The organism is Brevundimonas sp. GW822-FHT03E11 (assembly GCF_058801445.1).
The window spans coordinates 158,278-184,182 of sequence record NZ_JBXANG010000005.1 but is presented as its reverse complement, the minus strand read 5'-3'; the positions used below and the strand labels follow the sequence as shown (position 1 = coordinate 184,182).

Genomic DNA, 25,905 nt, shown 5'->3' with positions numbered 1-25,905 from the left:
CTTAGCGAGCCTTCTTCACGTGACGGGTACGGATGATGAACTTGTCCGTAGCCTTGTTCTTACGGGTGCGGGTGCCCTTGGTGTCCTTACCCCACGGCGTTACGGGGGTACGACCACCGGAGGTCCGGCCTTCACCACCACCGTGCGGGTGGTCGATCGGGTTCATGGCGACGCCGCGGACGTGCGGACGCCAGCCCATGTGGCGCTTGCGGCCGGCCTTGCCCAGGTTCTGGTTCATGTGGTCGGGGTTCGAAACCGCGCCCACCGTGGCCATGCAGCTGTCCAGGACCATGCGCAGCTCGCCCGAGCCGAGACGGATCTGGGCGTAGCCCTGATCGCGACCCACCAGCTGGGCATAGGCGCCGGCCGAACGGGCCAGCTGAGCGCCCTTGCCGGGCTTCATCTCGATGTTGTGGATGATCGTACCCACCGGCATCGAACGAAGCGGCATGGCGTTGCCCGGCTTCACGTCGGTCTTTTCGCCCGCGACCACCGTGTCGCCCGCCTTCAGGCGTTGCGGCGCGATGATGTAGGTCTTCTCGCCGTCCTCATAGGTCACGAGGGCGATGAAGGCCGTGCGGTTCGGATCGTATTCCAGACGCTCGACCGTGCCGACCATGTCCCACTTGCGACGCTTGAAGTCGATCTTGCGGTACAGGGTCTTGGCGCCGCCGCCGCGGAAGCGGACCGCGACGCGACCGCCCTGCCCGCGACCGCCCGACTTGGTCAGACCTTCGGTCAGCGACTTTTCCGGACGGCCCTTGTGGAGTTCCGAACGGTCGACCAGCACGAGGGCGCGACGGCCCGGCGAAGTCGGATTGTAATGTTTCAAGGCCATCTGATCAGAGCCCCGTGGTGACGTCGATCGACTGGCCGTCGGCCAGGGTCACGATCGCTTTTTTGATGTCGACGCGACGGCCGAGGATGCCCCGGAAGCGCTTGGTCTTGCCCTTTTGGACCAGGGTGTTGACCTTGACGACGTTGACTTTGAACAGGCTTTCGACCGCAGCGGCGATCTCGTCCTTGGTCGCCGTGTCGGCGACGCGGAAGACGACCTTGTTCTGCTCGGACAGGATCGTGGCCTTTTCGGTGATCACCGGGGCCAGGATGGTGTCGTAGTGCTTGGCGGTAGGTTGAGCGGCCATTACGCGGCTTCCTTATCGCTGAAGCGGGCTTCGATCGCCTCGACGGCGGCCTTGGTCAGCACCAGCTTGTCGGCCCGCAGGATGTCATAGACGTTCAGGCCGGCGTTCGGCAGCACGTCGATGTGCGGGATGTTGCGGGCGGCCAGACCGAAGTTGGCGTCGACTTCCGGACCCGCGATGATCAGAGCCTTGGTCCAGCCCAGCTTGCCCAGCGTCTCGCGCAGGGCGGCCGTCTTGGCTTCCGTGACCGAGACGCTGTCGACGACGACCAGGTCGCCCGACTTCACCTTGGACGACAGGGCGTGACGCAGGGCCAGGGCGCGGATCTTCTTCGGCAGGGAGAAGCCGTGATCGCGAACGACCGGACCGAAGGCGCGCGAGCCGCCGACGAACTGCGGCGCACGGCGCGAACCGTGACGAGCGCCGCCGGTGCCCTTCTGCTTGTACATCTTCTTACCCGTACGAGAGTTCTCGTTGCGGGTCTGAACCTTGTGCGTGCCGGCGCGGCGCTTGGCCAGCTGCCAGCTGACGGTGCGGGCCAGGATGTCGCCGCGGATTTCGGAGATGCCGAAGACGGCGTCCGAGAGCTCCACGTCGCCGGCAGCCTTGCCGTCGAGTTTGATGACCGAGAGTTTCATTACGCTTCACCGCCTTCGGTCGCTTCGACGGCCGGCGCTTCTTCAGCGGGCGTCTCAGCGGGTTGAGCGGCCTTGTTCGACTTCACGGCGCCGGGGAACGGAGCCTCGGCCGGACGGGCCTTCTTGATGGCGTCGCGAACCTTGACGTAGGCGCCGTCATGACCGGGGACAGCGCCCTTGATCAGGATCAGGCCACGCTCGGCGTCCACGCGGACGACGGTCAGGTTCTGGGTGGTGACGGTTTCGGCGCCGTAGTGGCCGGCCATCTTCTTGCCGGGGAAGGTACGGCCCGGGTCCTGACGGTTACCCGTCGAACCATGCGAACGGTGCGACAGCGACACGCCGTGCGTGGCGCGCAGACCGCCGAAATTCCAGCGCTTCATGGCGCCGGCGAAACCCTTACCGATGGTCTCGCCCTGGATATCGACCTTCTGGCCCGCCACAAAGTGGTCGGCCGACAGTTCGGCGCCCACGTCCAGCAGACCGTCCGCATCGACGCGGAACTCGGTCACATAGGCCTTGGGCTCGACTTCCGCCTTGGCGAAGGTCTCGCGTTGAGCCTTGTTGGTGTTCTTAGCCTTCTTCGCGCCAGCGCCCAGCTGGAGAGCGACGTAGCCGTCACGCTCCTGGGTACGTTGGCCGACGACTTGGCAGCCGTCGAGCTGCAGCACAGTGACCGGAACGTGCGCGCCGTCATCGGCGAACACGCGGGTCATGCCCAGCTTCTTGGCGATCACGCCCGTGCGCATCGGATCCCGCCTCTTTCTACTTAAATCTTGATCTCGACGTCCACGCCGGCGGACAGGTCGAGCTTCATGAGCGCGTCCACGGTCTGCGGGGTGGGGTCGACGATGTCGAGCACGCGCTTGTGCGTGCGGATTTCAAACTGCTCACGCGACTTCTTATCGACGTGCGGAGAGCGGTTCACGGTGAACTTTTCGATCAGGGTCGGCAGCGGAATCGGACCACGGACAGTGGCGCCGGTGCGCTTGGCGGTGTTGACGATCTCGCGCGTCGAAAAATCGAGGACGCGGTGATCAAAGGCCTTGAGCCTGATGCGGATGCTTTGATCCATATCGGTGCTTACTTCCAATGCGGTCGGAGGACCGCGTCCCTGTGAACCATTTCAAAGACCGAAGGCCTTCGGGCGCTAGGCCCTCAGGGTACGCAAATCCGCAAAAACGATCGGCCCACGCAGTCGCCTGCGAAGGCCGTTAAAGTCCTGGGTCACTGCAAAGAACAGGGTCTCAGGTCGTTCCTGCGAACCGCGTCTGCATCCGGGGATGCACAGCCGGTCCAACAAGAGTGGCGGCTTATGCCTAGCGATTCCGATTTCGTCAAGCGCGGAACCAAGAGCGGCGATAGGATTTTCCGCGCCGGTCGGAGGACGGTCGAACACCGCCTCCGCTGGCCGCAAATGATCAGGCCGCCGCCGTCTCCCCCGCCCTCATGAGCCGCGCCGCCGTCACCATATTGGCGAGCGCCGCCTCAGTCTCGGGCCAAGCCCGCGTCTTCAACCCGCAATCCGGATTCACCCAAAGCCGGTCCTGCGGCAGTTTGCGCGCCGCCGCCTTCAGCAGGGCGGTCATCGCCTCGACCGTGGGGACGCGCGGCGAGTGGATGTCATAGACGCCCGGCCCGATCTCGGCCGGATAGCGGTAGTCGGAAAAGGCGTCGAGCAGTTCCATCCTGGACCGCGAGGTCTCGATGGAGATGACGTCGGCGTCCATGGCTCCGATGGCCTGTATGATGTCGTTGAACTCCGAATAGCACATATGGGTGTGGATCTGGGTTTCGTCCCGGACCCCCGAGGCCGTGATGCGGAAGCTTTCGACCGCCCATTCCAGATAGTCGTCCCAGTCGGCGCGCCGCAGGGGCAGGCCCTCGCGCAGGGCGGCCTCGTCGATCTGGATGACGGCGGCGCCGGCGGTTTCGAGATCGACTACCTCGTCGCGGATGGCGAAGGCGATCTGACGGCAGGTGGTGCTGCGCGGCTGGTCGTCGCGCACGAAGGACCAGTTCAGAATCGTGACGGGGCCCGTCAGCATGCCTTTCACCGGTCTGTCGGTGAGACCCTGCGCATAGCGCCACCATTCGACTGTCATGGGCCTGGGCCGCGCGACGTCGCCGTAGAGGATCGGCGGGCGCACGCAGCGCGAACCGTAGGACTGCACCCAGGCGGCCTTTGTGAAGACGAAGCCGGACAAGTGCTCGCCAAAATACTGGACCATGTCGTTGCGCTCGAACTCGCCGTGGACCAGGACATCCAGGCCGAGCGCCTCCTGCCACTTGACCGTTCGCGCGGTCTCGTCGCGCAGCAAGCGGGCGTAGGCCGCATCGTCGATGACGCCTCGCCCGTGATCAGCGCGCGCCTTTCGGATCTCAGCCGTCTGAGGAAAGGAGCCTATGGTGGTGGTCGGATAGGCGGGCAGATTCAGACGCCCTCGCTGAACCTGGCGACGAATTTCAAAGCAGGAGTTTCTGAGCGCCAGGGCGGGGTCGGCATCGGCGGCTCGCGCCTGGACCTTGGGGTCGTTGATGCGCGGTGAAGTGCGACGTGAGGCGACCGAGGAGGTCGAGGCGTCGAGCGCCGCTTTCACCGCGCCGCGGCCTTCATTCAACGCCCGCGCCAGGGTGGCCAACTCGGCCACCTTCTGCACGGCGAAGGCCAGCCAGTCCTTGATCTCGGGATCGAGCCCGGTCTCCCGTTCCAGATCGATCGGGGCGTGCAGCAAGGAGGAGGACGGGGCGATCATCACCCTGCGCCCGGCCGCGACCAGGGGCTCCACCTTGTCCAGCACGGCGTTGAGGTCGGCCTTCCAGACGTTGCGGCCGTCGATGACGCCAAGCGACAGCACCTGATCCACGCGCGCCGCAGACGCGACCTGGGCCAACTGCTCCGGCGCCCGGATCAGGTCGATGTGCAGTCCGTGAACCGGCAGGCGCAGCACGGCCTCCAGATTATCCCCGAGCCCACCGAAATAGGTGGTCAGCATCAGCTTGATCGGCGGCGTCACGTCGGCCAGCACCCGATAGGCGTGATCATACGCCGCCTTCGCCTCATCGCTCAGATCGGTGACCAGGCAGGGCTCGTCCATCTGCACCCAGGTGGCGCCGGCGCGCGCCAGGGACCGCAGCACCTCGGCATAGATCGGCAGCAGGCGCGGCAGCAGGGTGAGAACGTCAAACGGCTCGCCCCGCGTCTTACCCAGAAGAAGATAAGAGACAGGCCCCAGCAGCACCGGCCGGGTCTCGATCCCCAGCGCCTTGGCCTCCAGATATTCGTCCAGCGCCTTGGTCGAGCCGAGACGGAACACCTGGTCGGCGGTAAATTCAGGCGCGAGATAATGGTAGTTGGTGTCGAACCATTTGGTCATCTCCATGGCCGGCGTCCCCTCGCCGCTCGCATGGGCGTGACCGTGTGCGCACGCCTGGCCGTCGCCCCGTGAACCGCGGGCCATGGCGAAGTAGGTCGCCAGATCGACACGATCCCCGCGCCAGCCGTAGGCGGGCGGCACGGCGCCGACCATGGCGGTCAGGTCGAGCACATGGTCATAGAGAGAGAAGTCGTTGGACGGCACGACGTCGGCCCCCAGGTCACGCTGGCGCGCCCAGGTCAGGCCACGCAGCTGGGCGGCGGCGGACAGAAGGGCCTCGGCGTCGGTCTTGCCGGCCCAATAGGCCTCGAGCGCGGTCTTCAGCTCTCTCTTGGGGCCGATGCGGGGAAAGCCGAGGGTGGCGACCTGGACGGTGTGGCGGGTCATGACGTTCGAAACCTGTGTTGTGGCCAGGCTTCGGACAGGGTCGCGCGGACGCCGACGCGGACGTGCAGGGTCCGGCGGCGCGCATGCGGCCTGACCGGACACCCCGCCGGAGGACGTTATCTGTCGGGGCAGGTCTCCTGGCTCACGGGTCGACGCCTAGGGTCCGGCCTTCCCGGCGTGAACGCCAGTGACACGAGATGGACCTTCGACTCGCCGCTTACAGTTGCGGGGGCAGCGCCGGTTTCACACCGGCTTCCCTCTTAGCTGCACGTGTTCCGAAGACCACGTGCAGACCACGACGGCTGAGGATGGCCTCACAATCAGCAGGCCGTCAATACATATAAGGATATGCTTATACGATTATGCGATTGCCACAGCTTAACCCTTTGCCTCCAGATGCGCCCACCCCTGACACATTGCGACCACAAGGCGTGGCGGATGGGCAACACGACAGTTTCAAGACACTTACGTAACGACGATTTAATGCTCAGCTTCGTCCGCGCCTGATAGCAGCCGCCCTCCCCGGACCCCCATCCGGGTCGAGACTGCTAAGGACAAAAGAAAATGAAGACGATCCTCCTCGCCACGGCCGCCGCCGCCCTGTTCGCCGCCCCGGCCTTCGCCCAAGACGCCGTCGGCTCGGTCGGCGTGACCTATTCCAACCCCTCGATCGAAGTCGCCGGCAACGATGTCGACGCCGACGTCTGGACCGTGGACGGCACGGTCGCCCTGCCGGCCGCTGACTGGACCGTGACCCTGAACGGCGCCGTCGACTACACCAAGGCCTTCGGTGAAGAAGACTTCACCGGCGTCGCCGCCGCCCACCTGACCAAGATGTGGAGCTCGGACGTCCGCGCCGGCGCCTTCGTCGCCGCCAACGGCATCGGCTCGGGCGATGAGCCGGTCTGGACCGTCGGCGCCGAGGCCCAGAAGTACCTGTCCAACGCGACCCTGACCGGCCTGGTCGCCTACACCACGGCCGACGACGTGGACGCCGACATCTGGACCGTCGGCGGCGACGCCGCCTTCTACGTCATGCCGAACCTGCGCCTGAACGCCGGCGTCAGCTACAACAACGTCGATGTCGCCGGCGGCGACGTGGACGCCTGGACCTACGGCGTTGGCGCCGAGTACGAAATCGAGAACAGCCCGTTCTCGGTCGGCGCTTCCTACACCCGCGCCGACATCGAGTCGGTCGACGTCGACACCTGGTCGGTCGGCCTGCGCTACAGCTTCGGCGGCGGTCTGCAAGCCCGCGACCGGGCCGGCGCCAACCTGGGCGTTTCGGCCATCACCAGCGTCCTGGGCGCCTTCTAAGCCTGACGGCCTGCTGACTAAAAAAAGCCCCGGCGGAGCGATCCGCCGGGGCTTTTTCATCGCCGCCGTCCCATTGCGGAAGATCCGGGGTTCCACGACCGGAGCCTTCCAGCGGCGAGAAGCGGATGTCAGCGTCCGATTTGAACGGAGCCTGAGCCGACGATTGACCGGGAGACCGAGCCGGTCGCCGCCGCAACATAGACGTCGCCGGACCCCGCTATCGCCACGTTGAGGTCGCGGGTCGTCCCTCCGTAGTGAACCTCGCCTGACCCGCCGATCGACACCGACAGCTTGTCCAGACGGCCCTGGCGCACGGTCACGCCGCCCGACCCGCCTATCGAAATATCCCCCTGGCCCGAGACAGCCGCCACATCGACCCGGCCCGCGCCCCCGACGCTGGTCTTCAGATTTCCGGTCGCGCCCGCCGCGACGGAGCCTGAACCGCCCACATTGGCTTCCAAGCTGCGTGAAGCGCCGGCTCGGATCGAGCCTGAGCCGCCGACGCTCAGTTCCAAGCCGCCGTCGACATTGGCCACCGTCCAAGAGCCGCACCCGCCGCTGTCCAGTTCGACCGAACGTGCGCCGCGTCCCACGGCGCCGAAAACAGCGCCCTCCGCGCTGACGTCCACATCACGCGGGGTGCGCAACACGATCAGCGGCGCGTCTTCCAGACGGACGCGGCCCAGGTTGCGCACCTCAACACTGGCGCCTTCGCCAGGTTGGGCGGCGCCCGCACGCCCGGCGTTGCAGTTGCGGATGTCGCCGCCCCACATCCCGGTGCGACGCAGGCCGCCGTCGATGCGGACGTCCCGTCCCTGACGACGCACCTGGAGCGCGGGCAGCCGGGAGCGTCCCTGCGTCACCTCCACGGCGACGTCCTGGCGGTCTTCGACGATGACGACGACGCGCGCGACAGCGTTGCGGATTTCGACCTCGGCGGCAGACGCCGGCGCGGCTGCGGCGCAGGCCGTCAATGCGGCGGCGGCGATCAGAACGGTCTTCATGAGAGCTCCCTTTCCCTGACTATGGGAGAAGGGTGATCGCCCGGGCGACCGAAGTCATTTTAACTTCAGGTCATGAACCCGAATTAACCTGGCCCCGCCTCAGGCCCGGATCTCTCCCGCTCCGTCGGCGGCGCCGATCTGCGGTTCGAAGTCGCGTTCGAAATGGGCGATCCGGCTCTTCAACAATCCGGCGCGCTTAAGGGCCAGAGAGGCCGCCCAGCGGGCCGCCAGCTCGGGCGTCCCCATGGCGTCGGTGCACCGCGGGCGTCCGCCGCGGCTGCGAAGGACGGCGTTGGTGAACAGGGCTCCGTTTCGGAAACGCGACGGCCAGGTCTGGAAGTCCATCGACAGGCTGACGCAGAACCGATCCAGATTCTCCACCCTGTGCGGCGCATACAGAGGCCAGGTCAGCGCCCGGCCCGGCTCCAGGTTGATGATCTGCGCCTCTCGCTCGAAGGCCAGGTCATAGGGCAGTTCCTCGGTCGTCTGGCGGGCGACCACCTGTTCCATGTTCCGTTCCGGCAATCGCCGCTCGTCGCCGGGATAGACGTAGATCCGCTTGCGCCCCCGCATGTGGAACAGGACCACCCCTGCCGCGTCGAAATGATAGGGCACCCGCGCCTTGGGCGACGACAGGATCAGCTGACCGGCGTTCCGAACGGCTCTAAGACCGGGGTAGGTCGCCTGGATCTTGCGAAATTCGTCCATGGCGGCGGCCCAAAGCTCTGGCCAGCCGGTCTCCACGCTCCGCAAATTGACCCACAGCCGGCCCTGTTTGATGGCCTCCAGCAGGGCCTCGCCGGACAGCCGCCCTCGCGCGCCGGTCCGCAGACTGACCTGCCCCGCCTCGTCATAGTCATACAGGTTGATGTCGAACAGTTCGGCGGGATAGCGATCCAGCACCGTCGCCAGGACCGCATCCTCGGCGAACCCCTGATCGACCAGGGTGTGCGGGTGGTCCGCCGCCTCTGAGATCGGACCGGGATAGCGGGTGCGTCGTTCGTTCATCGGCTTTCCTCGGCTTCGCTTAGACGTGGGCCACGCGGGCCGGGCCTTTGCGCTTGGCCGCCGCCTTGCTCACGGCGGACCCAAGGGCGAAGGCGGCGCCGCGCAACTGGCCAAGGGAGGAGGCTTCGCAGGCCTCGATGGTGGACCAGCGGCGACGCAGAGAGTTGCGCAGGGCCTGCCCCCGTCCTCCGGCTCCGCCCAGGGCGGCCACGGCCGCCTCGCCTAGGCTCCGGCCCAGGCCGGGCCGGATCACGACCGCCTCCCGCACCGTCTGGCGCGCATTGACGAAATACTTCTTGTACCCCTCGCCTTCGAAACCGAAGTCGAAGACGCGGAAGCCGTCCGCCGCCGCCAACCGCATTGTGTCCATGCTCAACAGAATGCCGGGCGAACACCGCGCCAGCCGCGGCTCATAGGCCGGGAACCAGAAGTGGTAATGACGGCCGGCGTGGAGCGAGAACTCCAGCGCCACCAGGCTGTCGCCGGCGTGCATGACGGCCATCGAGGCGCCGAAGTCTTCGTGCCGGGCCAGCATCAGGGCGTGCAGCAGGTCGCGTGTCCATCCGCAGGCGAAGATGTCGTGCAGACCGGATCGGCGGTACTGGGCCGCCTTCAGGGCGATCAGACGGTCCAGGAGAAACGGGTCGCGCAGGCCCGCCTCGACGCGGATCGGCCCAAGCTCGGCCTCGAGACTGCGACGGGCGCGCTCCTTGTCCTTGAAATATTTGCCGTAGGTCGATCGCCGCTCGGCGTACCAGGCCTCGTAACCGGGCTCCGACATGGCGACCTGGACCGTTCCTCGCGCCTGCCCCGCTTGGGCGGGGCCCACCCAGCTCGGCACATTGAGCCTTCGCGGGTTCAGCACGCCGGCGACCGCCTCCAGACTGAGCATCTCGTCCTCGGCGGCGATGACGCCGTGGTAGTCGTTCATCGGGGCGCCCAGGGGCTGCACCGCGCCGCCGCGCTTCTGGTGGGGAAAGAAGCCCACAATCCGCTCGCCCCGCCGAAACACGGCGACGGCGGCGCCCGGGCAGACGCGGGCGGCGATCTCGGTGAATTCCCACCGGAAATAGGGGCTGGCCAGGGCGGGGTTGGTTAAGGTCCAACGCCGCCACAGGTCGACGGCGGCGGGATCCATCGCCTCCGCCTTCATGATCTCGACCTGCAGCGTTTCCGCCATGACGCCCTCGTGCGACCTCGACCGGCGAAGTCCATTCCATCCCGCCTCCTAACCAATCTCCTGTTTCGTTAGGGTTCACCGGCATGGTGAACGTCCGTTGACGCATGGCACGGAGCCGTGGCGCTCCGGATGCGTTGGCTCTGTCTCGGACGCCCCGCGTCCCTTTGGAACTGAAGCCGATGACCGACACCCGCCCCGATGACCGCAAAGTCGAGAATGAAAACCTGCGCCCTGACGCCGACGGCGAGCCGCCGCGCCCGGCGACGGAGCCAAAGGGCGCCGAAGGCTCCAGCAATTCAGGAGAGACGGCGACGGACCCGGCGACAGGTGAAGCGAACTGACGCCGCAGCCATCGTCCCCCGACCTTCCAGGATCATTCATGCCGCCTCGTTTCATCGCCCTGGCGCCAGCCGTCGCCGCCCTGACCGTCGCGGGGCTGGGCGTCGCCGCCTGTAATCCCGACGACGACCGTCCGTCCGCCGCCCCCGCAGAGCAGACCGCCCAGGTCGGTGCGCAGGGCCGTTTGTCGCGCGACGCCATCGAGAACACCGCCTATTCGCCGCCGTCGACCGAGGCTCAGGGCGCGAGCCCTGCGGCTCGACCGCAACCGGACCCCGCCCTGATCCGCGCCCAAGTGCTGTTGCAACGCGCCCGCTTCTCGCCAGGCGCCATCGACGGTTTGGAAGGGTCCAACATGCGTCAGGCCGTCTCCGCCTTTCAGAAGGTCCAGGGTCTGCCCGTCAACGGCCGCCTCGACGCCGAGGTCATGGGGCGGTTGCGCGCCGCCAGCCAGGGCGCCGTGACCTCTACCTATGAGATAACCCAACAGGACGTTTCGGCTTCCTATCTCGGCATAGTCCCGACCGAGCTGGAGGCCCAGGGCCGGGCGCCGTCTATGGGCTACGCCAATATCGTCGAGGCGCTGGCCGAGCGCTTTCATGTGACCGAGGACCTGCTGAGGGCCCTGAATCCTGCGGCAGACTTCAACCGCCCAGGCCAGAAGTTGCTGGTTCCCGCGATCAATACGACGCCCTTGGCTGCGGATGTCGAAAGAATTGAGGTGGACAAGGCCCAAGGCGCGGTGCGGGCCTATGGCGCGGACGGGATGCTGCTCGCCTATTTCCCGGCGACGATCGGCAGTCGGGACAATCCCACCCCGACGGGGACGGTCAAGGTCAACGGCGTCGCCCGCAATCCCGACTATGTCTATGACCCGTCAAAGCTCAGCTATGGCGATCTGGATCGCAAGGTGGTCGTGGCCCCCGGGCCCAACAATCCTGTGGGCGTGGTCTGGATCGATCTGAACAAGCCCAGCTACGGCATCCACGGCACGCCGGATCCACATCTGGTCGGCAAGACCGCGTCGCACGGCTGCGTTCGCCTGACCAATTGGGACGCCTGGACCCTGGCCGACAAGGTCAAGCCGGGCGTGACCGTCCGCTTCGTCTAGGTGCTGGACCTAGTGGACGGCGCCGAAGGGCGTCCCGTCCCAGAAGTCGCAGTTGTGACGAGCGAAGAAGGCGTCATCCAGTCGATCGCCCTGGGCCGTAAACACCCGAACCGGCCCCGCGCCCGCCACACGGGGCCATTCAGCGCCGAAATCCTGCTGTCCGAATCCGGCCCACAGGCCCTGCATGCGGAGCGACAACGCCTTCTGCTCTGGCGTGAACCGGTCGACGTCGGCGAAGATCCAACTGGTCCCGAAGACATAGGCCAGTTCGCTGGCGTGATAAGCGCCCAGGTCCAGGCCCACGATCCCGTCGGGCAGGACGAATGGGGCGTCGCGATCGCCGAACTCATATCCCCAGACCGGCGTATAGCGCGACAGCTGACGCCGCAGGGCCTGGGACGGACAGGCGAACCTCTGGTCGGTGAAGTTGGCGGCGATGGCATAGGCCGGGCCATCCGGGCCGACCGGATAGCGGTCCAGCACGCGGGGACCGACATCGCCGTACATCCACAGCGTCTCCTTCTGGTAGCGGTCCATGTCCTTGACTTCATTGGCGAACAGACGCCCCTCGTCCAGATTGGTCCCGACGATGACGGGCACGCGGGTGAACCGCCCTTGGTCGATAGCCAGGGCGGGGTTTTCAGGCACGGTCGCATCGGTGTGCACCGGTCCCCACGACCCTGGGCCGTTGATGCCCGCCCGAACTGACGGCGCCCGCGACAGACGCCAGGCGGGCAAGGCCTTCAGGCAGGCGATCTGATCGGCGCCGGTGCAGCCCAAACGCCGGGCGAAGAGCGGGCCGGAAGCGGCGGCCTCTTCAGCGCTGACCAGAGACGAGGGCTCCAGACAGCCGCCGCTTTGCAGGATCATCCTCTGATAGAGACCCTCGGCCTGGGGCGAGGTCATCAGATAACAGGCGGCCCAGGCGCCGGCGCTTTCCGTGAACAGGGTGACATTGGCCGGGTCTCCGCCAAAGGCGGCGATGTTGCGGTTCACCCATTTCAGCGCCGCCAACTGATCCATCAGGCCGAAATTGCCGCCGAACCCCTCACCCTCGGCCTGAAACTGAGGATGCGCCAGCCAGCCAAGGGCGCCCAGCCGGTAGTTCAAAGTGACGACCACCCGCTCCTGATCCACCGCCAACCGCGACGGATCGTAGTTGGCGCCCGAGCCCACGGTGAAGGCGCCGCCCGGAACATAGACCATGACAGGCCGGCTCCGCTGCGGTTCGCCGGCCGGGGCGTAGATGTTGAGGTAGAGGCAATCCTCTGACCCGACCACCAGACCGCCCCCGCCGCCCAATATCGCCTTGCGCCCTACAGCCTGGGTGCAGTCGGACCCTATGCGGGTGGCGTCGCGCACCCCGCTCCAGGCTTCGACGGGCTGAGGCGCCCGCCAGCGCAGTTCGCCGACGGGCGGGCGCGCGAAGGGCACGCCCAAGAAGGCCCGCGCGCCCGCGCCCTCTACGCCCCGAACCGTCCCGGCCTCGGTGGCGGCCAGAACCGGACGGGCGTCCGGCGCGAACCTGATGGGATAGACCTTGCCCGGATGAACGGCGCAGGCCGCCAGAACGAGGGACGCGAACAGCAGCGACAGCAGACGCATGAAGAACCTTGGCCGTGACGAAGCGACCTTAACGCGCGCGGCCGTGCAAATATCCCTGTGCGAACCGATTTAGTCCCGCAGGACGACCTAGGGCCAAAGGCGCTGTCGCAGCCAGGCGCCGCCGTCGCGGGTGAACTGCAGCCGGTCATGCAGGCGGAACGGCCGGTCGCGCCAGAATTCGACGACATGGGGCGTCACCCGCCAGCCGCTCCACCGCTCAGGACGCGGCACCTCCAGGTCCTGGAACCGCGCAGTCTCGCGCGCAACGGCCGCTTCCAGGCTCTGGCGATCGTCCAGCGGGCGCGACTGGTCCGAGGCCCAGGCGCCGATGCGGCTCTCGCGGGCCCGGCTGGCGAAATAGTCGTCCGCCTCCTGGGGCGTGACAGGTTCGACGGCGCCGCGCACCCGAACCTGACGGCGCAGCGACTTCCAGTGAAAGGTCAAGGCCGCCACCGGCCGCGTCGCCAATTCGACGCCCTTGGCGCTTTCGCGGTTCGAATAGAAGGTGAAGCCGCGCGCATCGACATCCTTCAACAGCACGATCCGGGCATCCGGCAAGCCGTCCGCGTCAACGGTGGACAAGGTCATGGCGTTGGAATCGTTGACCTCATGCGCGCGCGCCTCAGCGAGCCACTCGATGAAGGGACCGATCGGTTCGGTGCGATCGAACAGGCTCTCGTCGCTGTTGGCGGCAAGGGCGGCGGCGTAGTCGCGGGCGTATTCCTCTCGCGACGGACTGGGCGGGATCACTGGTGCGGTCATGCGCTGGATTTAGACTGTGAAGGCGGCGGTGAAAATGATCGGGATCAAATCCCGCCTTCTCGCCGTCCAGATCAAGCTGGTTAACCCGGCGTTGACCCTAAGGCGCGAACGGTAGCGAAATGAGCCCTTCTCATTTCCGATCAGACGCCGATGCGGTTCGAGACGCCCTTTCCACCTTGGGGCTTCAGGACGCCGCCGACGCTGAATCGCTGAAGGCGGCTTTCCGCGCGGCGGTCAAGGCGGCGCGCCCGGACCAGCCTGGCGGAGACGCCGACCGGTTTCGAAGAGTCATCGCCGCCTATCGCCTGGTCCAGGCCTACAGGCCCGGCGACGCCGCGCCGAGGATACCGGACCGCCCCGCAGCCCCGCCTGTGCTCAGCCTCAGCCCCTTGCAGGCGGTGGCGGGCGCCAAGATTGACCTGCGGCTGGGTGCGCGCACGATCCGGGTCGCGGCGCCGCCGGGCCTTCGAACCGGAGAGACGCTGCGACTGCGCGGCGGGGCGGCCGACGGGGCGGACCTTCTCCTGGCGGTGCTGATCCGCCCCCAGGACGGCCTGTCGGTCCTGGGCGACGATCTGTTCATGAGTTGGCCGACGCCTCAGCGCCTGCTGCAGGAAGGCGGTCGGGTGGAGATCGACACCCACGCCGGGACACGCTCCGCCTGGATCACGCCCGACCGTGCGGCGCCGGTCCGCATTCGGCTGAAGAACCTGGGCCTGCCGGCCCGCGGGTCACGCTCCGCAGGCCATCTGTTCGTCACCTTGACGCCGTCGTCCGACACGCGGTCCCCGGCCGAAGACCTGCTCGCGCAGTTCACCCGGGCCTGGACGCCGGAACGGCTGGCGGCCTGAGGCCGCAAAGCGCTTCGCGAACCCGGCGTAATGGTTTCGCCGGGCGCCGTCATGCTCTAAGCGTCGCCCTATGTCGCACAACACCTTCGGCCATCTGTTCCGCGTGACCACCTGGGGCGAAAGCCACGGCCCAGCCATCGGCTGCGTCGTGGACGGCTGCCCGCCGCTGATCCCTCTGACCGAGGCCGATCTTCAGCCTTGGCTTGACCAGAGAAAGCCCGGCGGTTCGCGCTTCGTGACCCAGAGGCGCGAAAGCGACACCGCGCAGATTCTGTCGGGCGTGTTCGACGACGGCGAGGGCCCGGTCACGACCGGCACGCCCATCTCGATCCTGATCCAAAACGAGGACCAGAGATCCAAGGACTATGGCGAGATCGCGCGGGCCTATCGTCCCGGCCATGCCGACTTCACCTATCAGACCAAATACGGCGTCCGCGATCCGCGCGGCGGCGGGCGCTCGTCGGCGCGCGAGACGGCCAGCCGGGTGGCGGCGGGAGCCGTGGCGCGCAAGGTGCTGGGCGACGGCGTCAAGATCCGCGCCGGCGTGGTGCAGATCGGCCCGCACCGGATCGCACCGGAAGCCATTGATTTCGACGCCGTGCATGGCAACCCGCTGTTCGCCGCCTCCAGCGCGGTCGTTGCGGAATGGGAGGCCTATCTGGACGAGGTCCGCAAGGCCGGCTCGTCGATCGGCGCCGTCGTCGCCCTGGAGGTGACCGGCGTGCCTGCCGGCTGGGGCGCGCCGCTCTACGGCAAGCTGGATTCCGAACTGGCCGCCGCCCTGATGTCGATCAACGCCGCCAAGGGCGTGGAGATCGGCGCCGGCTTCGGAGCGGCGGAATTGTCGGGAGAGGACAACGCCGACCAGATGAGGCTGGACCTGAACAAGCAGCCGGTCTTCCTGTCGAACCATGCGGGCGGAGTGCTGGGCGGCATCTCCACAGGACAGCCGGTCACGGCGCGGGTGGCGTTCAAACCCACCTCCTCGATCCTGACGCCGCGCCAGACCATCACCCGTGACGGCGAGGAGGCCGACCTGCGCACCAAGGGCCGGCACGACCCGTGCGTCGCCCTGCGCGCCGTGCCGGTGGTCGAGGCCATGGCCGCTTGCGTCCTGGCCGACGCCCTCCTGCGGCACCGCGCCCAGGTCGGATGACGGACATCCGACCCATCCGCAAAGGGGAAGACGAGGCGGTCATCGCACTTTGGACAGCCTGCGGCCTCACGCGCCCATGGAACGACCCGGTTGCGGACCTGACTCTGGCGAAGGGCGGCGCGACCTCCGCCGTTCTGGTCGCGGCGGACGACGCGGGAATAGGCGGGACCATCATGGTGGGCTTCGACGGCCATCGCGGCTGGGTCTATTATCTGGCGGTTGACCCCGGGCGTCGTCGCCGCGGCTTGGGGCGCAGCCTGATGGCGGCGGCGGAAGACTGGCTGATGGTCAGAGGCGCCCCCAAACTTCAGCTCATGGTCCGCAGCGATAACGAGGCGGCTGTGGGCTTTTATCAGCGACTGGGTCTGGAGCGGCAGGAGGTGATCGTACTCGGCCGCAGGCTGGACGGCTGACCGGCGTCGCCGTTCGCTCTGTCCTTCGGTTTCTCGTCCTGCCGCATAAGCGCCATCAGGCCGGTTAGACCCGTCGTCATCACGATCATCGCCGACTCCTGCAACTGCGAACCGTTTGCAGGTTTGCGCGCATCTGAGCGGTATGCAAGACGGGTTCGTCGGTGGCGCCGCACCTTAGGAGATCAACCGTGCGTGAAGACGGAAAGCTGGACTACCTCGAACTGCCCGCCGCAGACCTGCCCAAGACCAAGGATTTCTACAGTCAGGCCTTCGGCTGGACCTTTGTCGATTACGGCCCGACCTACGCTGCCTTCGACCAGGGGCTGGACGGCGGTTTCGACGCCGACGAAAAGGAACGAACCAGGACGCCTCTACCCGTTCTCTACGCGAACGACCTGGAGGCCATGCAGGCCAAGGTCGAGACGGCCGGCGGCGTGATCCTGAAGCCGATCTACGCCTTTCCGGGCGGTCGTCGTTTCCACTTCGCCGATCCTGCCGGGACGGAGATGGCGGTCTGGTCGGAAAACTGACCCCAGGACGTCAGCGGGCGTCCACCGACTGCGCAATCCTCTCGGCCAAGTCGCGGGCGGCGTCGTCCACACTCGCCACCCAGATATGGATTTCCTGGGGCGCGGACGGCCGCTGGAACAGGTGCTCCAGCGCCTGACGTCGCCCGCCTTCGCTGACCACGACCGAGGCGCGCCCTCCGGCCCGCACCACCTCGCCGTCGTAAATGGGGAATTGCGACGCCGGACCCACATAGATCATGACGAGGGGAAGCCCCCCGGCGGCCCGAACCGAATAGACGGCGGCGTCGGCGCCCGCCGGGGCGCGGGTCAGGATCAGGCTCTGCGGCAGCTCAAGGGTGAAGGGCAAGGCGGCGATAGCGGCGGCGTCCAGGCCTGACAAGCCGACAGGGTTCGCCGACGGCGCAGCGCTGGTCGCCGAAGAGGTCGGCGCGGCCGGCGACGTGACGGCGGGCGTCGTCGCGGGCGTCGGCCGTGGTGGCGGCGTGATCGCCGGTCGCACCGCCGGAGAGGTCGGCGCCGCAGCCGAGGGCTCGGCCCCGATCGCAGCGGACGTTGCGGAGGGCGTCGCGGGCGCGGGCGCGGCGGCCGGCGTGCGCCCCGCCGGCAGGCTGTTGAGGTCGCGCGTCACAGACGACGCCCCCGCCTGAACCGGCGCCGCACCGGTTTGAGAAGAGGTCGCCGCCGGCTGGGGTTGAGATGCGGTCGTCGGTTTGAAGGGCGGACCGCTGTTCAAATCCCGCGTCAGATCCGACGGCGAGCGCGGTGCGGACGACGCTTCTTGACCGGACAGAAGCGTGGCGGCGAGAGCGAGAGCGAACATGGCGCGACCTTTACGCGCCGCAGGCTGAACCGCAAGGCCCCGTCAGGCGCGCGGCAGCTCGATCCAGAAGGTCGCGCCCTCGCCCGGCGCCGACACCACGCCTATGGCGCCGCCTTGAAGCTCAACCAGCCGCTTGGCCAGGGCCAGGCCGACGCCGTGGCCTTCCACGCTGGATCGTTCCAGCCCCAGACGGTTGAAGGGCTCAAACAGCTGCGCCTGCTTCTCCTCGGACAGGCCGGGGCCGAAGTCGGACACCTCGATGCGAACGCAATCCTCCTGCTGGATCGCTCGCAGGATCACGCCGCCGCCCGCACCGCCGTATTTGAGCGCATTGACCGCCAGGTTGGTCACGACCTGAACCAGTCGTTGGGAGTCCGCCACAGCCACCGCGTGGCCGTCCTCGCAGACGACGGTGATCTCCACGCCCTGAGCCTCGGGCAACAGCACCGCACTGCGCCGGACGTCATCGAGCACGCCCACCACGTCGGTCGGGCGCAGTTCGACCTTGACCGAGCCGGATTCGGCGCGCGCCACGTCCAGCAGATCGTGCGCCAGGGCCTCGACCTGTCGGGCCGTCTTGACCAGCATGTCCGCCATCTCCGCCTGTTTCGGCGTCACCGGCCCCAGTTGCCCGCTTGACCAGAGTTGGCCGATGCCGATGACGCCCGCCACTGGGCTTTTGATCTCGTGCGCGACATTGGCCAGCAGGCGAGACTTGGCTTCGGAGGTCATTTCGGCCCGGACCTGTCCCAGACGCGCTCGCTCGGCCAGCCGATCTCGTTCTTCCAGAAGGGCGGCCACCAGAAGGGTCGGCATATAGCCGATCAGAACCAGAAGCTGCGCCATCATCACCTGTTCGGCGCGCTCCATTCCGGTGACATAGGGGCCGGCGCCGGCCATGGCGCTGCCCACCGCCAGGATCGAGACGATGAGAAGGCTGAAGGCCGAGCCCGCCACGCCCAGACGCACCGCCACCGCCAGCAGCAGCGGCGTCATTATGAAGCCCATGGACATCTGTCCGGTGAAGCCGATGTAGTAGAAGGCCAGAATGGCGGTCATCAGGCCCGCCGCCTCAAATCGCGTCTGCGAGCGGTTCAGGCGGGTCAGGGTGGAACGGGTCAATGAAAGCCCCAGAGCCCCGATCACCGCAATGCCGAGGGTATGGCCGAACCACCAGGTCTTGAAACTCTCCAGCGACGCCTCCTGACCCAGATAGGCCAAGCCGAACGCCGCCGTCAGGCCCGCTGGGATAGGGGCGATCAGGGCGCACAACAGAAAGCGGACCGCGCTGTCCAGGCTTAGAACATGCAGGCTCGGCAAAACCCGGCGCACCAGAAACACGGCCGCAGCGATCTCGATCATGTCGGCCGTGGTGAACAGCAAGGACAGGGCCGGGCTGTTGCCCGAGATCAGCTCGCCGATCATGAGGCTGACGGTCAGAACCAGGGCGTAGACCATGTCGTGACGGCGTCCGCTGCCGGTCCTCAGCCAGACCGCAACCGCCACGCCGCTGGCGGCCCACAGGCCGACCATCAGGCCGGAGCTGCGCGCAAAATTGACCGCCACGGCGACCAGCAAGGCCACCGCCACGCCGGTCAAAACGGGCACGACCGGGTGGGCGAACAGATCACTGGCCGCCTTGCTGCGGCCTAGGCCGGCTGCCGACGCAGGGGCTGCGGTTGCGATGTCGAGCGCGCGGCTCATCGTCATGTAACGGGTCTCGGCGAATGGATCCGCCGAAGACTAGACGCCGATCATGCTAAAATACCCTGAAGCAGGGGCGCGGGTCAGAATTTCAACCTTTCGTTGAAGGCCTTGACCGCCGCCGCCGCCCCCTCGGCATAGGACCAGACACCGCTGCTGACGGCGATGAAATCGGCCCCCGCGCGGGCGAGATCCTGGGCCGTGTCCACCGTGATCCCGCCGATGGCGACACAGGGCGCCTCGACCGTTTCCTGCCAGACGGTCAGAAGCTCCAACTCCGGCCGGTGCGTCGTGGTCTTGGTGCCGGTCGGATAGAAGGCGCCGAAGGCGACATAGTCGGCTCCGCCCTCTGCGGCGTCCCAGGCCAGCTCACGGTCGTCGTGACAGGTGACCCCGATCATGGCGTCGGGCCCCATGATCCGCCGAGCCTCGGCCAGAGAAGCGTCCTGCTGGCCGATGTGTACGCCGTCGCATCCGGTCTCCTTGGCAAGATCCGGGCGGTCGTTCAGCAGAACGGCCACGCCGCGGCGACGCGCGACGGGCGCCAGCGCCGCGACCGCCGCCCGGACCGCGGCGTCGTCGGCCGGCTTGAGCCGGATTTGCAGCGCCGCCACGTCGCCGGCGTCCAACGCCTGACCCAACAGGTTCGCAAAGGCGTCCAGATCCGGAATCACCGGCGGGGTGATCAGATAGAGGCGGCAGGGCGGACGGGCGTGAACGGTAGGGGTCTTGGCCATGGCGCTGCTTCCCTCTCCTGCGACCATTCGTCAACGGTTTCAGACGGCGCAGAGCGTGCGAACGACTTGCAATCGCCTTAACCGATGCTATAGCGAACCATTATCAGCCTCGACCGCATGGATCCTCGTGTACGTCTGCAACTGCAACGGTCTGCGTCAAAGAGACGTCGCTCAAGCCATCGAGGCCGGCGCCGGCCGTCCGCGCGACATTTTTGAGCGCCACCAGTGTCAGGCCCAGTGCGCCAAATGCGTCTGTGAGATGCGGCAGATGATCCAGGACAGCCGCGAAGCCTTTGCCCTCGCCGCCGAATAGTCGCCGAAGCCTTCGCGGGCGAAAATCACTCGCACTATCAATGCAGTGATAAAAACTCGCAAATAAACAAACTGGATTTTACTGTGGTACGGCACGGCCTGACAGACGGCGCAGGGGCCGTCTCCAGAGCAAGGACAGGGCCATGAAGGGCGATCCCGCAATCCTCCGCACACTGAACGCTGTGCTGACTAACGAACTGACGGCGGTCAATCAGTATTTCCTTCACGCGCGCATGTTCGAGAGCTGGGGCTTGGCCCACCTCGGCCACGTGATCTACGAGGAATCGATCGGCGAGATGAAGCACGCCGACATGCTGATCAAACGCATCCTCTTCCTGGACGGCCTGCCGAATCTGCAGGATCTGCACAAGCTCAAGGTCGGCGAGGATCCGATCGAATGTCTGGGCGCCGACCTGCAGCTGGAGCTGGACAGTCGTGTCGCCACCGCCGCCGCCGTGACCCAGTGCGAAGAGGCCCGCGACTACGTCAGCCGTGACCTGCTGATGAAGATTTTGTCCGACACCGAGGAGCACATCGACTTCCTCGAAAACCAGCACAAGCTGATCGAACTGATGGGCGCACAGAACTATCTGCAGTCGGCCATGAAGGAGATCGTCACCGACAGCGCCGCGACGGGCGGCTGAGGCTCCTTAGCGTCCCTCGCGGCGGGCCAGGTGCAGCACCGCCGCCGCGAGCACGACAAGGCCCAGACCACCGCCCAGCGTCAATGCGGTCTGCACCCGCCAGGCCTCGGTCGCCAGGATGTTGACGGGCATCTGCCACGGCATGAACACCCCTTGCCTGGCGGATGTGGCCACGACGGCGAAGAAGGTTCCCCCTATGCCCAAGGCCAAGCCCGGCACAAAGCTGGCGAAACGGATGGCGGTCCAAAACTGTATGGCGATCATCAGCAGGGCGGCCGCCGCCATCCGCGCCATCGACCAGGCGTAGCCCGTCAAATCGAGCGCGCCCATAGCCGCGGCCTCCGGCTTGATCAGGCCGCCCAGCGCCACCGCCCCTATGGTCGCGCCCAGCACCGCCGCGCTCATGATCAGCACGAGAGCGATCACGCAGACCGCCTTGGCCGCGTAGAGGGTCCAGCGGGGAACAGGCAGGGCGCGCAGATGATCCCAGCTGCGCGGCCCGTGCTCCATGTGCGCGACCAGGGCGGTCAGGGCCGCGACGCACAGGGGCATCATGAAGTAGGCCCAGATCGCCATGCCGCTGCCGATCCACATGTCCCACTCCGACGGCGTCTTGGACCGAAGCAGCATCGAGAAGGCGAAGACGGCGATCAGGGCAGGCGCAGTCGCCGCCAGCACCAGAGCCAGGGAGCGGTTCAGCTTTCGGACTTCGACGGACAGGACAGTCAGCATCAGACAGGCTCCGAAACGGGTGTTGGGGAGACGGCGGAGGCGGCGCGATAGACGCTCTCCAACGAACGGGCGCGGGCGCCGATAGAGAAGACGGCTACGCCAGCCGCAACCAGATCGCGGTTCAAAGCAGCGCAGACCTGGTCATGATCGTCGCCGGGACGCAGCCGCGCCACCAGCCCATCGGCGTCGTCGCTCAGGGTCAGATCGCGCGAACGCAACACCGCACGGGCGCGCGCCGGATCATCGACACGCAGCCCGATCTCAGGCGCCAGTTCGGCCTTAAGCTGGGCCATTTCGCCCTCGACGACCAGCCGGCCCTGATGGATTACGCCGACATGGGTGGCGGTCTGTTCGATCTCGCCGAGCAGGTGGCTGGACAGCAGCACCGTCGCCCCCGCGCGGATCGGCAGTTCCCGCAGAAAATGGCGCATGTCGGCGATGCCGTCGGGGTCCAACCCGTTCGTCGGTTCGTCCAGCATGAGCACCGGCGGGGACCCCAGCAGGGCGCGGGCGATGCCGAGCCTCTGGCGCATGCCCAGGGAGTAGTCGCCGACGCGCCGTCCGCCGTCGCGCGTCATATCGACGACGTCCAGCACGCGATCGACCTCAGTCGTCGCCAAGCCCAGAAGTCGCCGGGTCAGGTCCAGATTCTCTCGTCCCGACAGATGGCCATAGAAGCCGTGCGCCTCCAGCAGGGCCCCGATCTTGCGGGCCGCGCCTCTGCGGTCCTTGACGACATCGACGCCGCAAACCCGAGCCACGCCCGATGAGGGCCGCAGCAGGCCGGTCAGCATCTTCATCGTCGTGGTCTTGCCAGCGCCGTTGCGGCCCAGGACGCCATAGACCGAATGATCCGGCACGGTCATGGACACGCCGTCCACCGCCCGACGATCCCCGAAAAGACGGGTCAGTCCCTCAGTCTCTATAGCCGCCATGCCCAGCCCAATCTTTAACTCTTAAATAAAGTTGCGGCCCTCGGATTTTTAAGTCAAGATTAAAAACAAGACAGGTTTCAACTCGGAACAAGGCCCATGACCGCTGACAACCTCGCCCGCTTTCGGCTGATGTGCCGGCAGTTCCGCGCGCTTGCGATCTTCATGGTCGTCAGCGTCGGCGGCTTGCTGGCCCTGGCGCCGGTCGCCTTCTTCCTGGCGCAGGGAGATCGCCCGGTCCGGCTGCTGGTTGAACAAGTCCTTTGGGCCCTGCCCGCCCTATTCTACCTTTTCGCCGTCTGGTCGATCGGGTCGGCGATGGGGCAGTTGGCGAAGGGGCGTTTGATCCAGCCGACCTTATCGTCCGCCTTGCGTCGCGTGGGGCTGGCGCTTGGCCTTGGCGGAGTGCTCAGCGTCTTTGGCGTCACCAACCTGATGCGGCTCTTGGGTCTTACCCAGGGCGGCTGGGCCTATTTCGACGTCGCCGGCATGACTCTGGGCATGATCGGCGGCGCACTGTTCCTGTTAGGGCGCGTTATCGACCACGCCGGCCGAATACAGGCCGAGATGGACGAGATGATCTGAATGCCGGTTCGCGTGACCCTGAACGATCTGATGGTTCGCAAGGGCCTGAAGGCGCGCGACGTCGCCGCCCAGGTGGGCCTCAGCGAGACCCAGTTCTCGCTGTTTCGGTCCGGCAAGGTGAAGGGCATAAGGTTCAGCACCCTGGCGCGGCTGTGCGCGGTGCTGGAGTGCCGGCCCGGCGATCTGCTGGACTATGATTTCGATCCGCGCGAGACAGAACCGGTCGAACCGGACGAGGTCTGACGGAACCGGCGCCCCGTCCGTCCATTAGATTTTCCTGACAAGCGGGAGCGGACCATGACGGATATCGACGACGCCATCGACGACGTGCGCGACGCGGCCGTGGACCTGTTGAACAGCGAGGGGCGGAGCGCGGCGCATGTGGCCGTAGGGGTGGCGCTGACGGTGGGGTTCGCCCTGCTGGCGACGGGCATAGCGTCAGGCGCATTCACCCCCAAACGAAAGCTGAAACATGTGCGCGACGGCGATCTGCCCATTACGGAGAAGCCGCGCGGCGCCTTCAGCCTGATCCTGCCGGCGGTGTTTTCGGCCACGACCCTATCGGCGGTGCGGGTCTGGAACGCGCCGCATCGGCCCGAAAGGACGCGCGCCATGGGGCTTTGGGTCGCGGCCCAGACGGTCAACGCGGTCTGGCTGGGGTTGCGCCCCTCCACGATGTGGAAACAGGTGGCCGCCGCCATGTCGTCAGCCGGTCTCGCTGCCGCCTTCGCCCATGAGGCCCGCAAACTGGACGAGGGCGCCGGCAAGATGGCCGCCCCGACAGGCGGCGGCGTTCGGGTGGGCAACTTCCTTCATCGGAAAGCCGATCAGATGAACGAGCGGACCCTCCACTAGGTCCGCCTTGCCCTTTTCGGGGGCTTCCTCTAGGGATCGCGCCCTATTCGCCACGCTCCAACCTGGGCGCGCGGGCGCAACCCCATTCCCGATGTGACCCCATGAAGATCAACGGCAACGCCATCAAGCCCGGCATGGTCCTGCAACACAACGGCGGCCTGTGGGTCGTCACCAAGGCCAGCCACGTCAAGCCCGGCAAGGGCGGCGCCTTCGCCAACGTCGAAGCCAAGAACCTCGAGACCGGCAACAAGCTGAACGAACGCTTCCGCTCGGAAGACAAGGTCGAACGCGTCACCCTGGAGCAGAAGGACTTCTCCTATCTGTTCGACAACGGCGACAGCCTGGTCTTCATGGACGACGCCACCTACGAGCAGATCGAGCTGCAGAAGGACTGGGTCGGCGACGAGCGCATCCCCTATCTGCAAGAGGGCATGAAGGTCGTGATCGAGATGCACGAAGAGCGTCCGATCGGCCTGGAGCTGCCCGATCAGGTCGTGCTGGAAGTCGCTGAAACCGAGCCGACCGTGAAGGGTCAGACGGCCTCGTCCTCCTACAAGCCCGCCATCGCCTCGAACGGCGTGCGGATCATGATCCCGCCCTATATGTCGGCCGGCGAGAAGATCGTCGTCGATACGACCAGCGGCGAATACGTCCGCCGCGCGGACTGAACTCCGACAGGTGCTGGTGAATAGTGCTGGTGAGCAGAGGGGCCGGCGGGCCAAGGCGCTCCGCACGACTTCCGCTCACCTTCTGCTCACCAGCACTATTCACCAGCACTTCCCGACGCATTCCGCGTCCCCCTTGAACTTCTCCGCATCTCCGGCCTAAGCGGCTTTAGAGGACATGCGGACCAGGAGATCCCACAATGGCCCTCGCCTCCGCCCTGCTTCAGGTCATGACCGACGCGGTCCGCAAGACCGCGCGCCCCATGCTGCGCGACTTCGGCGAGGTGTCCCAGTTGCAGGTGTCGCGCAAGGGGCCGGGGGACTTTGTCACCGCCGCCGACCTGAAGGCGGAAGAGACCCTGTTCGAACTGCTGACCAAGGCCCGGCCGGGTTACGGCTTCCTGGGCGAGGAGCGGGGCATGGTCGAGGGGACCGACAAGTCCCACACCTGGATCGTCGACCCGATCGACGGCACCACCAACTTCATGCACGCCCTGCCCCATTTCGCCATCACGGTGGGGCTGGAGCGGCGCGCCCCGGACGGGTCCAGCGAGATCGTCGCCGGCGTCACCTACAACCCCGTCATGAACGAGTTGTTCTGGGCCGAAAAAGGCAAGGGCTGCTATCTGAACGACCAGCGAATCCGAGTCTCCGGGCGTCGTGACCTGTCGGAAAGCCTGATCGCCACCGGCCTGCCCTTCATCGGCAAGTCGGGTCACGCCCAGGCGATCAAGGACATCCACGCCGTGGGCCAGCGCGTCGCCGGCATCCGACGTCTGGGTTCGGCGGCCTTGGACTTCGCCTGGGTCGCCGCCGGCCGATATGACGCCTACTATGAGCGCAATCTGAAGCCCTGGGACGTGGCGGCGGGCATACTGTTCGTCACCGAGGCCGGGGGCCGGGTCACGACCATCGAGAACGACGGCGATCCCAAGACGGGCGCGTCGATCCTGGCGTCCAATACCGAGCTTCATCCGCAACTGCGCAAGGTGTTGCAGGCGTCCTGAGGCTCGCTTCTGTCTCTTCCCCGCTTGCGGGGAAGTGGCGCGGCGCTTCTTCAGCGCCGTAACGAAGGGGCTCTTGCCGCATCACCAGC

At 66.7% G+C, this 25,905-nt stretch carries 31 protein-coding genes and 1 riboswitch; of the genes, 15 read left to right on the top strand and 16 right to left on the bottom strand.

Annotation, left to right across the window (positions count from 1 at the left end; genetic code table 11):
* Position 1 precedes the first annotated feature (1 nt).
* The 6 genes from rplB to metE form a co-directional block, all read right to left on the bottom strand.
* Complete coding sequence (gene rplB, locus AC1RKE_RS10695; RefSeq protein WP_054765459.1) at positions 2–838, bottom strand: 50S ribosomal protein L2; 837 nt, start codon at positions 836–838, stop codon at positions 2–4.
* A 4-nt stretch (positions 839–842) separates the two neighbouring features.
* Positions 843–1,145: a 50S ribosomal protein L23 gene (locus tag AC1RKE_RS10690; protein WP_054765458.1), complete on the bottom strand. Its 303-nt coding sequence runs from the start codon at positions 1,143–1,145 to the stop codon at positions 843–845.
* Positions 1,145–1,783 carry a 50S ribosomal protein L4 gene (rplD, locus tag AC1RKE_RS10685; RefSeq protein ID WP_152949958.1) on the bottom strand — a complete coding sequence of 213 codons (639 nt, stop codon included), beginning with the start codon at positions 1,781–1,783 and terminating at the stop codon, positions 1,145–1,147. The genes AC1RKE_RS10690 and rplD overlap by 1 nt, the downstream gene beginning before the upstream one ends.
* On the bottom strand, positions 1,783–2,532 hold the full coding sequence (gene rplC, locus AC1RKE_RS10680) for a 50S ribosomal protein L3 (protein WP_152949956.1): 750 nt from the start codon (positions 2,530–2,532) through the stop codon (positions 1,783–1,785). The genes rplD and rplC overlap by 1 nt, the downstream gene beginning before the upstream one ends.
* Before the next feature lie 20 nt (positions 2,533–2,552).
* Positions 2,553–2,858, bottom strand: a complete 306-nt coding sequence (gene rpsJ / locus AC1RKE_RS10675) for a 30S ribosomal protein S10 (RefSeq protein ID WP_003164367.1) — start codon at positions 2,856–2,858, stop codon at positions 2,553–2,555.
* A gap of 346 nt (positions 2,859–3,204) precedes the next feature.
* Positions 3,205–5,547, bottom strand: coding sequence for a 5-methyltetrahydropteroyltriglutamate--homocysteine S-methyltransferase (metE, locus tag AC1RKE_RS10670; protein WP_348684950.1), 2,343 nt, complete (start codon positions 5,545–5,547; stop codon positions 3,205–3,207).
* A gap of 110 nt (positions 5,548–5,657) precedes the next feature.
* Positions 5,658–5,859: riboswitch (cobalamin riboswitch) on the bottom strand.
* A 252-nt stretch (positions 5,860–6,111) separates the two neighbouring features.
* Here metE and AC1RKE_RS10665 point away from each other — a divergent pair.
* Positions 6,112–6,864, top strand: a complete 753-nt coding sequence (locus AC1RKE_RS10665) for a porin (protein ID WP_348684952.1) — start codon at positions 6,112–6,114, stop codon at positions 6,862–6,864.
* A 128-nt stretch (positions 6,865–6,992) separates the two neighbouring features.
* Here AC1RKE_RS10665 and AC1RKE_RS10660 read toward each other — a convergent pair whose 3' ends face one another.
* From AC1RKE_RS10660 to AC1RKE_RS10650, 3 genes are all read right to left on the bottom strand, one after another.
* Positions 6,993–7,868 (bottom strand): GIN domain-containing protein, encoded by an 876-nt coding sequence (locus AC1RKE_RS10660; protein ID WP_395942151.1) that lies wholly within the window; start codon positions 7,866–7,868, stop codon positions 6,993–6,995.
* 99 nt (positions 7,869–7,967) lie between these two features.
* A complete protein-coding gene (locus AC1RKE_RS10655; RefSeq protein ID WP_348684119.1) occupies positions 7,968–8,876 on the bottom strand; it encodes a transcriptional regulator in 909 nt (302 codons plus the stop codon).
* A gap of 19 nt (positions 8,877–8,895) precedes the next feature.
* Positions 8,896–10,056, bottom strand: coding sequence for a GNAT family N-acetyltransferase (locus AC1RKE_RS10650; RefSeq protein WP_395942152.1), 1,161 nt, complete (start codon positions 10,054–10,056; stop codon positions 8,896–8,898).
* Positions 10,057–10,235: 179 nt separating this feature from the next.
* On the opposite strand from AC1RKE_RS10650, the gene AC1RKE_RS10645 reads away from it, so the two are divergent.
* Both AC1RKE_RS10645 and AC1RKE_RS10640 read left to right on the top strand, forming a co-directional pair.
* The gene (locus AC1RKE_RS10645; RefSeq protein WP_336966712.1) at positions 10,236–10,397 is read left to right on the top strand and encodes a hypothetical protein; all 162 of its coding nucleotides are present in this window, start codon (positions 10,236–10,238) and stop codon (positions 10,395–10,397) included.
* A gap of 38 nt (positions 10,398–10,435) precedes the next feature.
* Complete coding sequence (locus AC1RKE_RS10640) at positions 10,436–11,506, top strand: L,D-transpeptidase family protein (RefSeq protein WP_348684121.1); 1,071 nt, start codon at positions 10,436–10,438, stop codon at positions 11,504–11,506.
* A gap of 9 nt (positions 11,507–11,515) precedes the next feature.
* Here AC1RKE_RS10640 and AC1RKE_RS10635 read toward each other — a convergent pair whose 3' ends face one another.
* Together AC1RKE_RS10635 and pdxH are read right to left on the bottom strand one after the other, a co-directional pair.
* The gene (locus AC1RKE_RS10635) at positions 11,516–13,111 is read right to left on the bottom strand and encodes a carboxylesterase/lipase family protein (protein WP_348684122.1); all 1,596 of its coding nucleotides are present in this window, start codon (positions 13,109–13,111) and stop codon (positions 11,516–11,518) included.
* 87 nt (positions 13,112–13,198) lie between these two features.
* The gene (gene pdxH / locus AC1RKE_RS10630; protein WP_348684123.1) at positions 13,199–13,873 is read right to left on the bottom strand and encodes a pyridoxamine 5'-phosphate oxidase; all 675 of its coding nucleotides are present in this window, start codon (positions 13,871–13,873) and stop codon (positions 13,199–13,201) included.
* Between the two features lie 119 nt (positions 13,874–13,992).
* On the opposite strand from pdxH, the gene AC1RKE_RS10625 reads away from it, so the two are divergent.
* The 4 genes from AC1RKE_RS10625 to AC1RKE_RS10610 all read left to right on the top strand — a co-directional run bounded on the left by AC1RKE_RS10625 (position 13,993) and on the right by AC1RKE_RS10610 (position 16,823).
* Complete coding sequence (locus tag AC1RKE_RS10625; RefSeq protein ID WP_348684124.1) at positions 13,993–14,724, top strand: DnaJ C-terminal domain-containing protein; 732 nt, start codon at positions 13,993–13,995, stop codon at positions 14,722–14,724.
* 70 nt (positions 14,725–14,794) lie between these two features.
* Positions 14,795–15,880, top strand: coding sequence for a chorismate synthase (aroC, locus tag AC1RKE_RS10620; protein ID WP_348684125.1), 1,086 nt, complete (start codon positions 14,795–14,797; stop codon positions 15,878–15,880).
* Positions 15,877–16,293, top strand: a complete 417-nt coding sequence (locus AC1RKE_RS10615) for a GNAT family acetyltransferase (protein WP_191555492.1) — start codon at positions 15,877–15,879, stop codon at positions 16,291–16,293. The genes aroC and AC1RKE_RS10615 overlap by 4 nt, the downstream gene beginning before the upstream one ends.
* A 188-nt stretch (positions 16,294–16,481) precedes the next feature.
* A complete protein-coding gene (locus AC1RKE_RS10610) occupies positions 16,482–16,823 on the top strand; it encodes a VOC family protein (protein ID WP_228184716.1) in 342 nt (113 codons plus the stop codon).
* Between the two features lie 10 nt (positions 16,824–16,833).
* On the opposite strand, the gene AC1RKE_RS10605 is transcribed toward AC1RKE_RS10610, so the two are convergent.
* On the bottom strand, positions 16,834–17,169 hold the full coding sequence (locus tag AC1RKE_RS10605; RefSeq protein WP_152949937.1) for a hypothetical protein: 336 nt from the start codon (positions 17,167–17,169) through the stop codon (positions 16,834–16,836).
* Here AC1RKE_RS10605 and AC1RKE_RS10600 point away from each other — a divergent pair.
* The gene (locus AC1RKE_RS10600) at positions 17,159–17,470 is read left to right on the top strand and encodes a hypothetical protein (protein WP_395942383.1); all 312 of its coding nucleotides are present in this window, start codon (positions 17,159–17,161) and stop codon (positions 17,468–17,470) included. The genes AC1RKE_RS10605 and AC1RKE_RS10600 overlap by 11 nt on opposite strands.
* 215 nt (positions 17,471–17,685) lie before the next feature.
* Here the strand turns inward: AC1RKE_RS10600 and AC1RKE_RS10595 are convergent, their stop codons facing one another.
* Together AC1RKE_RS10595 and thiE are read right to left on the bottom strand one after the other, a co-directional pair.
* Positions 17,686–19,353: a sensor histidine kinase gene (locus AC1RKE_RS10595; protein WP_348684240.1), complete on the bottom strand. Its 1,668-nt coding sequence runs from the start codon at positions 19,351–19,353 to the stop codon at positions 17,686–17,688.
* Positions 19,354–19,430: 77 nt separating this feature from the next.
* Positions 19,431–20,084 carry a thiamine phosphate synthase gene (thiE, locus tag AC1RKE_RS10590; protein ID WP_333895904.1) on the bottom strand — a complete coding sequence of 218 codons (654 nt, stop codon included), beginning with the start codon at positions 20,082–20,084 and terminating at the stop codon, positions 19,431–19,433.
* Positions 20,085–20,211: 127 nt separating this feature from the next.
* On the opposite strand from thiE, the gene AC1RKE_RS10585 reads away from it, so the two are divergent.
* Positions 20,212–20,397, top strand: coding sequence for a (2Fe-2S)-binding protein (locus AC1RKE_RS10585; RefSeq protein WP_152951097.1), 186 nt, complete (start codon positions 20,212–20,214; stop codon positions 20,395–20,397).
* 142 nt (positions 20,398–20,539) lie between these two features.
* Complete coding sequence (gene bfr / locus AC1RKE_RS10580) at positions 20,540–21,040, top strand: bacterioferritin (protein WP_054765438.1); 501 nt, start codon at positions 20,540–20,542, stop codon at positions 21,038–21,040.
* A 6-nt stretch (positions 21,041–21,046) separates the two neighbouring features.
* On the opposite strand, the gene AC1RKE_RS10575 is transcribed toward bfr, so the two are convergent.
* Together AC1RKE_RS10575 and AC1RKE_RS10570 are read right to left on the bottom strand one after the other, a co-directional pair.
* On the bottom strand, positions 21,047–21,772 hold the full coding sequence (locus AC1RKE_RS10575; protein WP_348684241.1) for an ABC transporter permease: 726 nt from the start codon (positions 21,770–21,772) through the stop codon (positions 21,047–21,049).
* Positions 21,772–22,707, bottom strand: a complete 936-nt coding sequence (locus tag AC1RKE_RS10570) for an ABC transporter ATP-binding protein (protein WP_348684242.1) — start codon at positions 22,705–22,707, stop codon at positions 21,772–21,774. Before AC1RKE_RS10570 ends, AC1RKE_RS10575 begins: the two co-directional genes overlap by 1 nt.
* Before the next feature lie 96 nt (positions 22,708–22,803).
* Here AC1RKE_RS10570 and AC1RKE_RS10565 point away from each other — a divergent pair, with 96 nt between their 5' ends.
* The 5 genes from AC1RKE_RS10565 (at position 22,804) to AC1RKE_RS10545 (ending at position 25,816) form a co-directional block, all read left to right on the top strand.
* A complete protein-coding gene (locus tag AC1RKE_RS10565; protein WP_348684243.1) occupies positions 22,804–23,289 on the top strand; it encodes a DUF2975 domain-containing protein in 486 nt (161 codons plus the stop codon).
* Complete coding sequence (locus AC1RKE_RS10560) at positions 23,290–23,532, top strand: helix-turn-helix domain-containing protein (RefSeq protein ID WP_054765434.1); 243 nt, start codon at positions 23,290–23,292, stop codon at positions 23,530–23,532.
* A 54-nt stretch (positions 23,533–23,586) separates the two neighbouring features.
* Complete coding sequence (locus AC1RKE_RS10555; RefSeq protein ID WP_054765433.1) at positions 23,587–24,144, top strand: tryptophan-rich sensory protein; 558 nt, start codon at positions 23,587–23,589, stop codon at positions 24,142–24,144.
* 101 nt (positions 24,145–24,245) lie between these two features.
* Positions 24,246–24,812: an elongation factor P gene (efp, locus tag AC1RKE_RS10550; protein WP_054765432.1), complete on the top strand. Its 567-nt coding sequence runs from the start codon at positions 24,246–24,248 to the stop codon at positions 24,810–24,812.
* A gap of 197 nt (positions 24,813–25,009) precedes the next feature.
* The gene (locus AC1RKE_RS10545; protein ID WP_348684244.1) at positions 25,010–25,816 is read left to right on the top strand and encodes an inositol monophosphatase family protein; all 807 of its coding nucleotides are present in this window, start codon (positions 25,010–25,012) and stop codon (positions 25,814–25,816) included.
* The last annotated feature ends 89 nt before the right edge of the window (positions 25,817–25,905 follow it).

Bases quoted from the DNA above. Each gene is read 5' to 3' on its own strand.
- AC1RKE_RS10650 (WP_395942152.1), bottom strand. From the start codon at position 10,056: ATGGCGGAAACGCTGCAGGTCGAGATCATGAAGGCGGAGGCGATGGAT.
- thiE (WP_333895904.1), bottom strand. From the start codon at position 20,084: ATGGCCAAGACCCCTACCGTTCACGCCCGTCCGCCCTGCCGCCTCTAT.
- efp (WP_054765432.1), top strand. From the start codon at position 24,246: ATGAAGATCAACGGCAACGCCATCAAGCCCGGCATGGTCCTGCAACAC.
- rplD (WP_152949958.1), bottom strand. From the start codon at position 1,783: ATGAAACTCTCGGTCATCAAACTCGACGGCAAGGCTGCCGGCGACGTG.
- rplC (WP_152949956.1), bottom strand. From the start codon at position 2,532: ATGCGCACGGGCGTGATCGCCAAGAAGCTGGGCATGACCCGCGTGTTC.
- AC1RKE_RS10690 (WP_054765458.1), bottom strand. From the start codon at position 1,145: ATGGCCGCTCAACCTACCGCCAAGCACTACGACACCATCCTGGCCCCG.
- metE (WP_348684950.1), bottom strand. From the start codon at position 5,547: ATGACCCGCCACACCGTCCAGGTCGCCACCCTCGGCTTTCCCCGCATC.
- AC1RKE_RS10545 (WP_348684244.1), top strand. From the start codon at position 25,010: ATGGCCCTCGCCTCCGCCCTGCTTCAGGTCATGACCGACGCGGTCCGC.
- AC1RKE_RS10640 (WP_348684121.1), top strand. From the start codon at position 10,436: ATGCCGCCTCGTTTCATCGCCCTGGCGCCAGCCGTCGCCGCCCTGACC.
- AC1RKE_RS10655 (WP_348684119.1), bottom strand. From the start codon at position 8,876: ATGAACGAACGACGCACCCGCTATCCCGGTCCGATCTCAGAGGCGGCG.
- AC1RKE_RS10635 (WP_348684122.1), bottom strand. From the start codon at position 13,111: ATGCGTCTGCTGTCGCTGCTGTTCGCGTCCCTCGTTCTGGCGGCCTGC.
- rpsJ (WP_003164367.1), bottom strand. From the start codon at position 2,858: ATGGATCAAAGCATCCGCATCAGGCTCAAGGCCTTTGATCACCGCGTC.
- AC1RKE_RS10660 (WP_395942151.1), bottom strand. From the start codon at position 7,868: ATGAAGACCGTTCTGATCGCCGCCGCCGCATTGACGGCCTGCGCCGCA.
- AC1RKE_RS10565 (WP_348684243.1), top strand. From the start codon at position 22,804: ATGACCGCTGACAACCTCGCCCGCTTTCGGCTGATGTGCCGGCAGTTC.
- AC1RKE_RS10625 (WP_348684124.1), top strand. From the start codon at position 13,993: ATGAGCCCTTCTCATTTCCGATCAGACGCCGATGCGGTTCGAGACGCC.
- AC1RKE_RS10645 (WP_336966712.1), top strand. From the start codon at position 10,236: ATGACCGACACCCGCCCCGATGACCGCAAAGTCGAGAATGAAAACCTG.
- AC1RKE_RS10595 (WP_348684240.1), bottom strand. From the start codon at position 19,353: ATGACGATGAGCCGCGCGCTCGACATCGCAACCGCAGCCCCTGCGTCG.
- AC1RKE_RS10575 (WP_348684241.1), bottom strand. From the start codon at position 21,772: ATGCTGACTGTCCTGTCCGTCGAAGTCCGAAAGCTGAACCGCTCCCTG.
- AC1RKE_RS10665 (WP_348684952.1), top strand. From the start codon at position 6,112: ATGAAGACGATCCTCCTCGCCACGGCCGCCGCCGCCCTGTTCGCCGCC.
- AC1RKE_RS10570 (WP_348684242.1), bottom strand. From the start codon at position 22,707: ATGGCGGCTATAGAGACTGAGGGACTGACCCGTCTTTTCGGGGATCGT.
- AC1RKE_RS10560 (WP_054765434.1), top strand. From the start codon at position 23,290: ATGCCGGTTCGCGTGACCCTGAACGATCTGATGGTTCGCAAGGGCCTG.
- aroC (WP_348684125.1), top strand. From the start codon at position 14,795: ATGTCGCACAACACCTTCGGCCATCTGTTCCGCGTGACCACCTGGGGC.
- AC1RKE_RS10615 (WP_191555492.1), top strand. From the start codon at position 15,877: ATGACGGACATCCGACCCATCCGCAAAGGGGAAGACGAGGCGGTCATC.
- AC1RKE_RS10555 (WP_054765433.1), top strand. From the start codon at position 23,587: ATGACGGATATCGACGACGCCATCGACGACGTGCGCGACGCGGCCGTG.
- bfr (WP_054765438.1), top strand. From the start codon at position 20,540: ATGAAGGGCGATCCCGCAATCCTCCGCACACTGAACGCTGTGCTGACT.
- pdxH (WP_348684123.1), bottom strand. From the start codon at position 13,873: ATGACCGCACCAGTGATCCCGCCCAGTCCGTCGCGAGAGGAATACGCC.
- rplB (WP_054765459.1), bottom strand. From the start codon at position 838: ATGGCCTTGAAACATTACAATCCGACTTCGCCGGGCCGTCGCGCCCTC.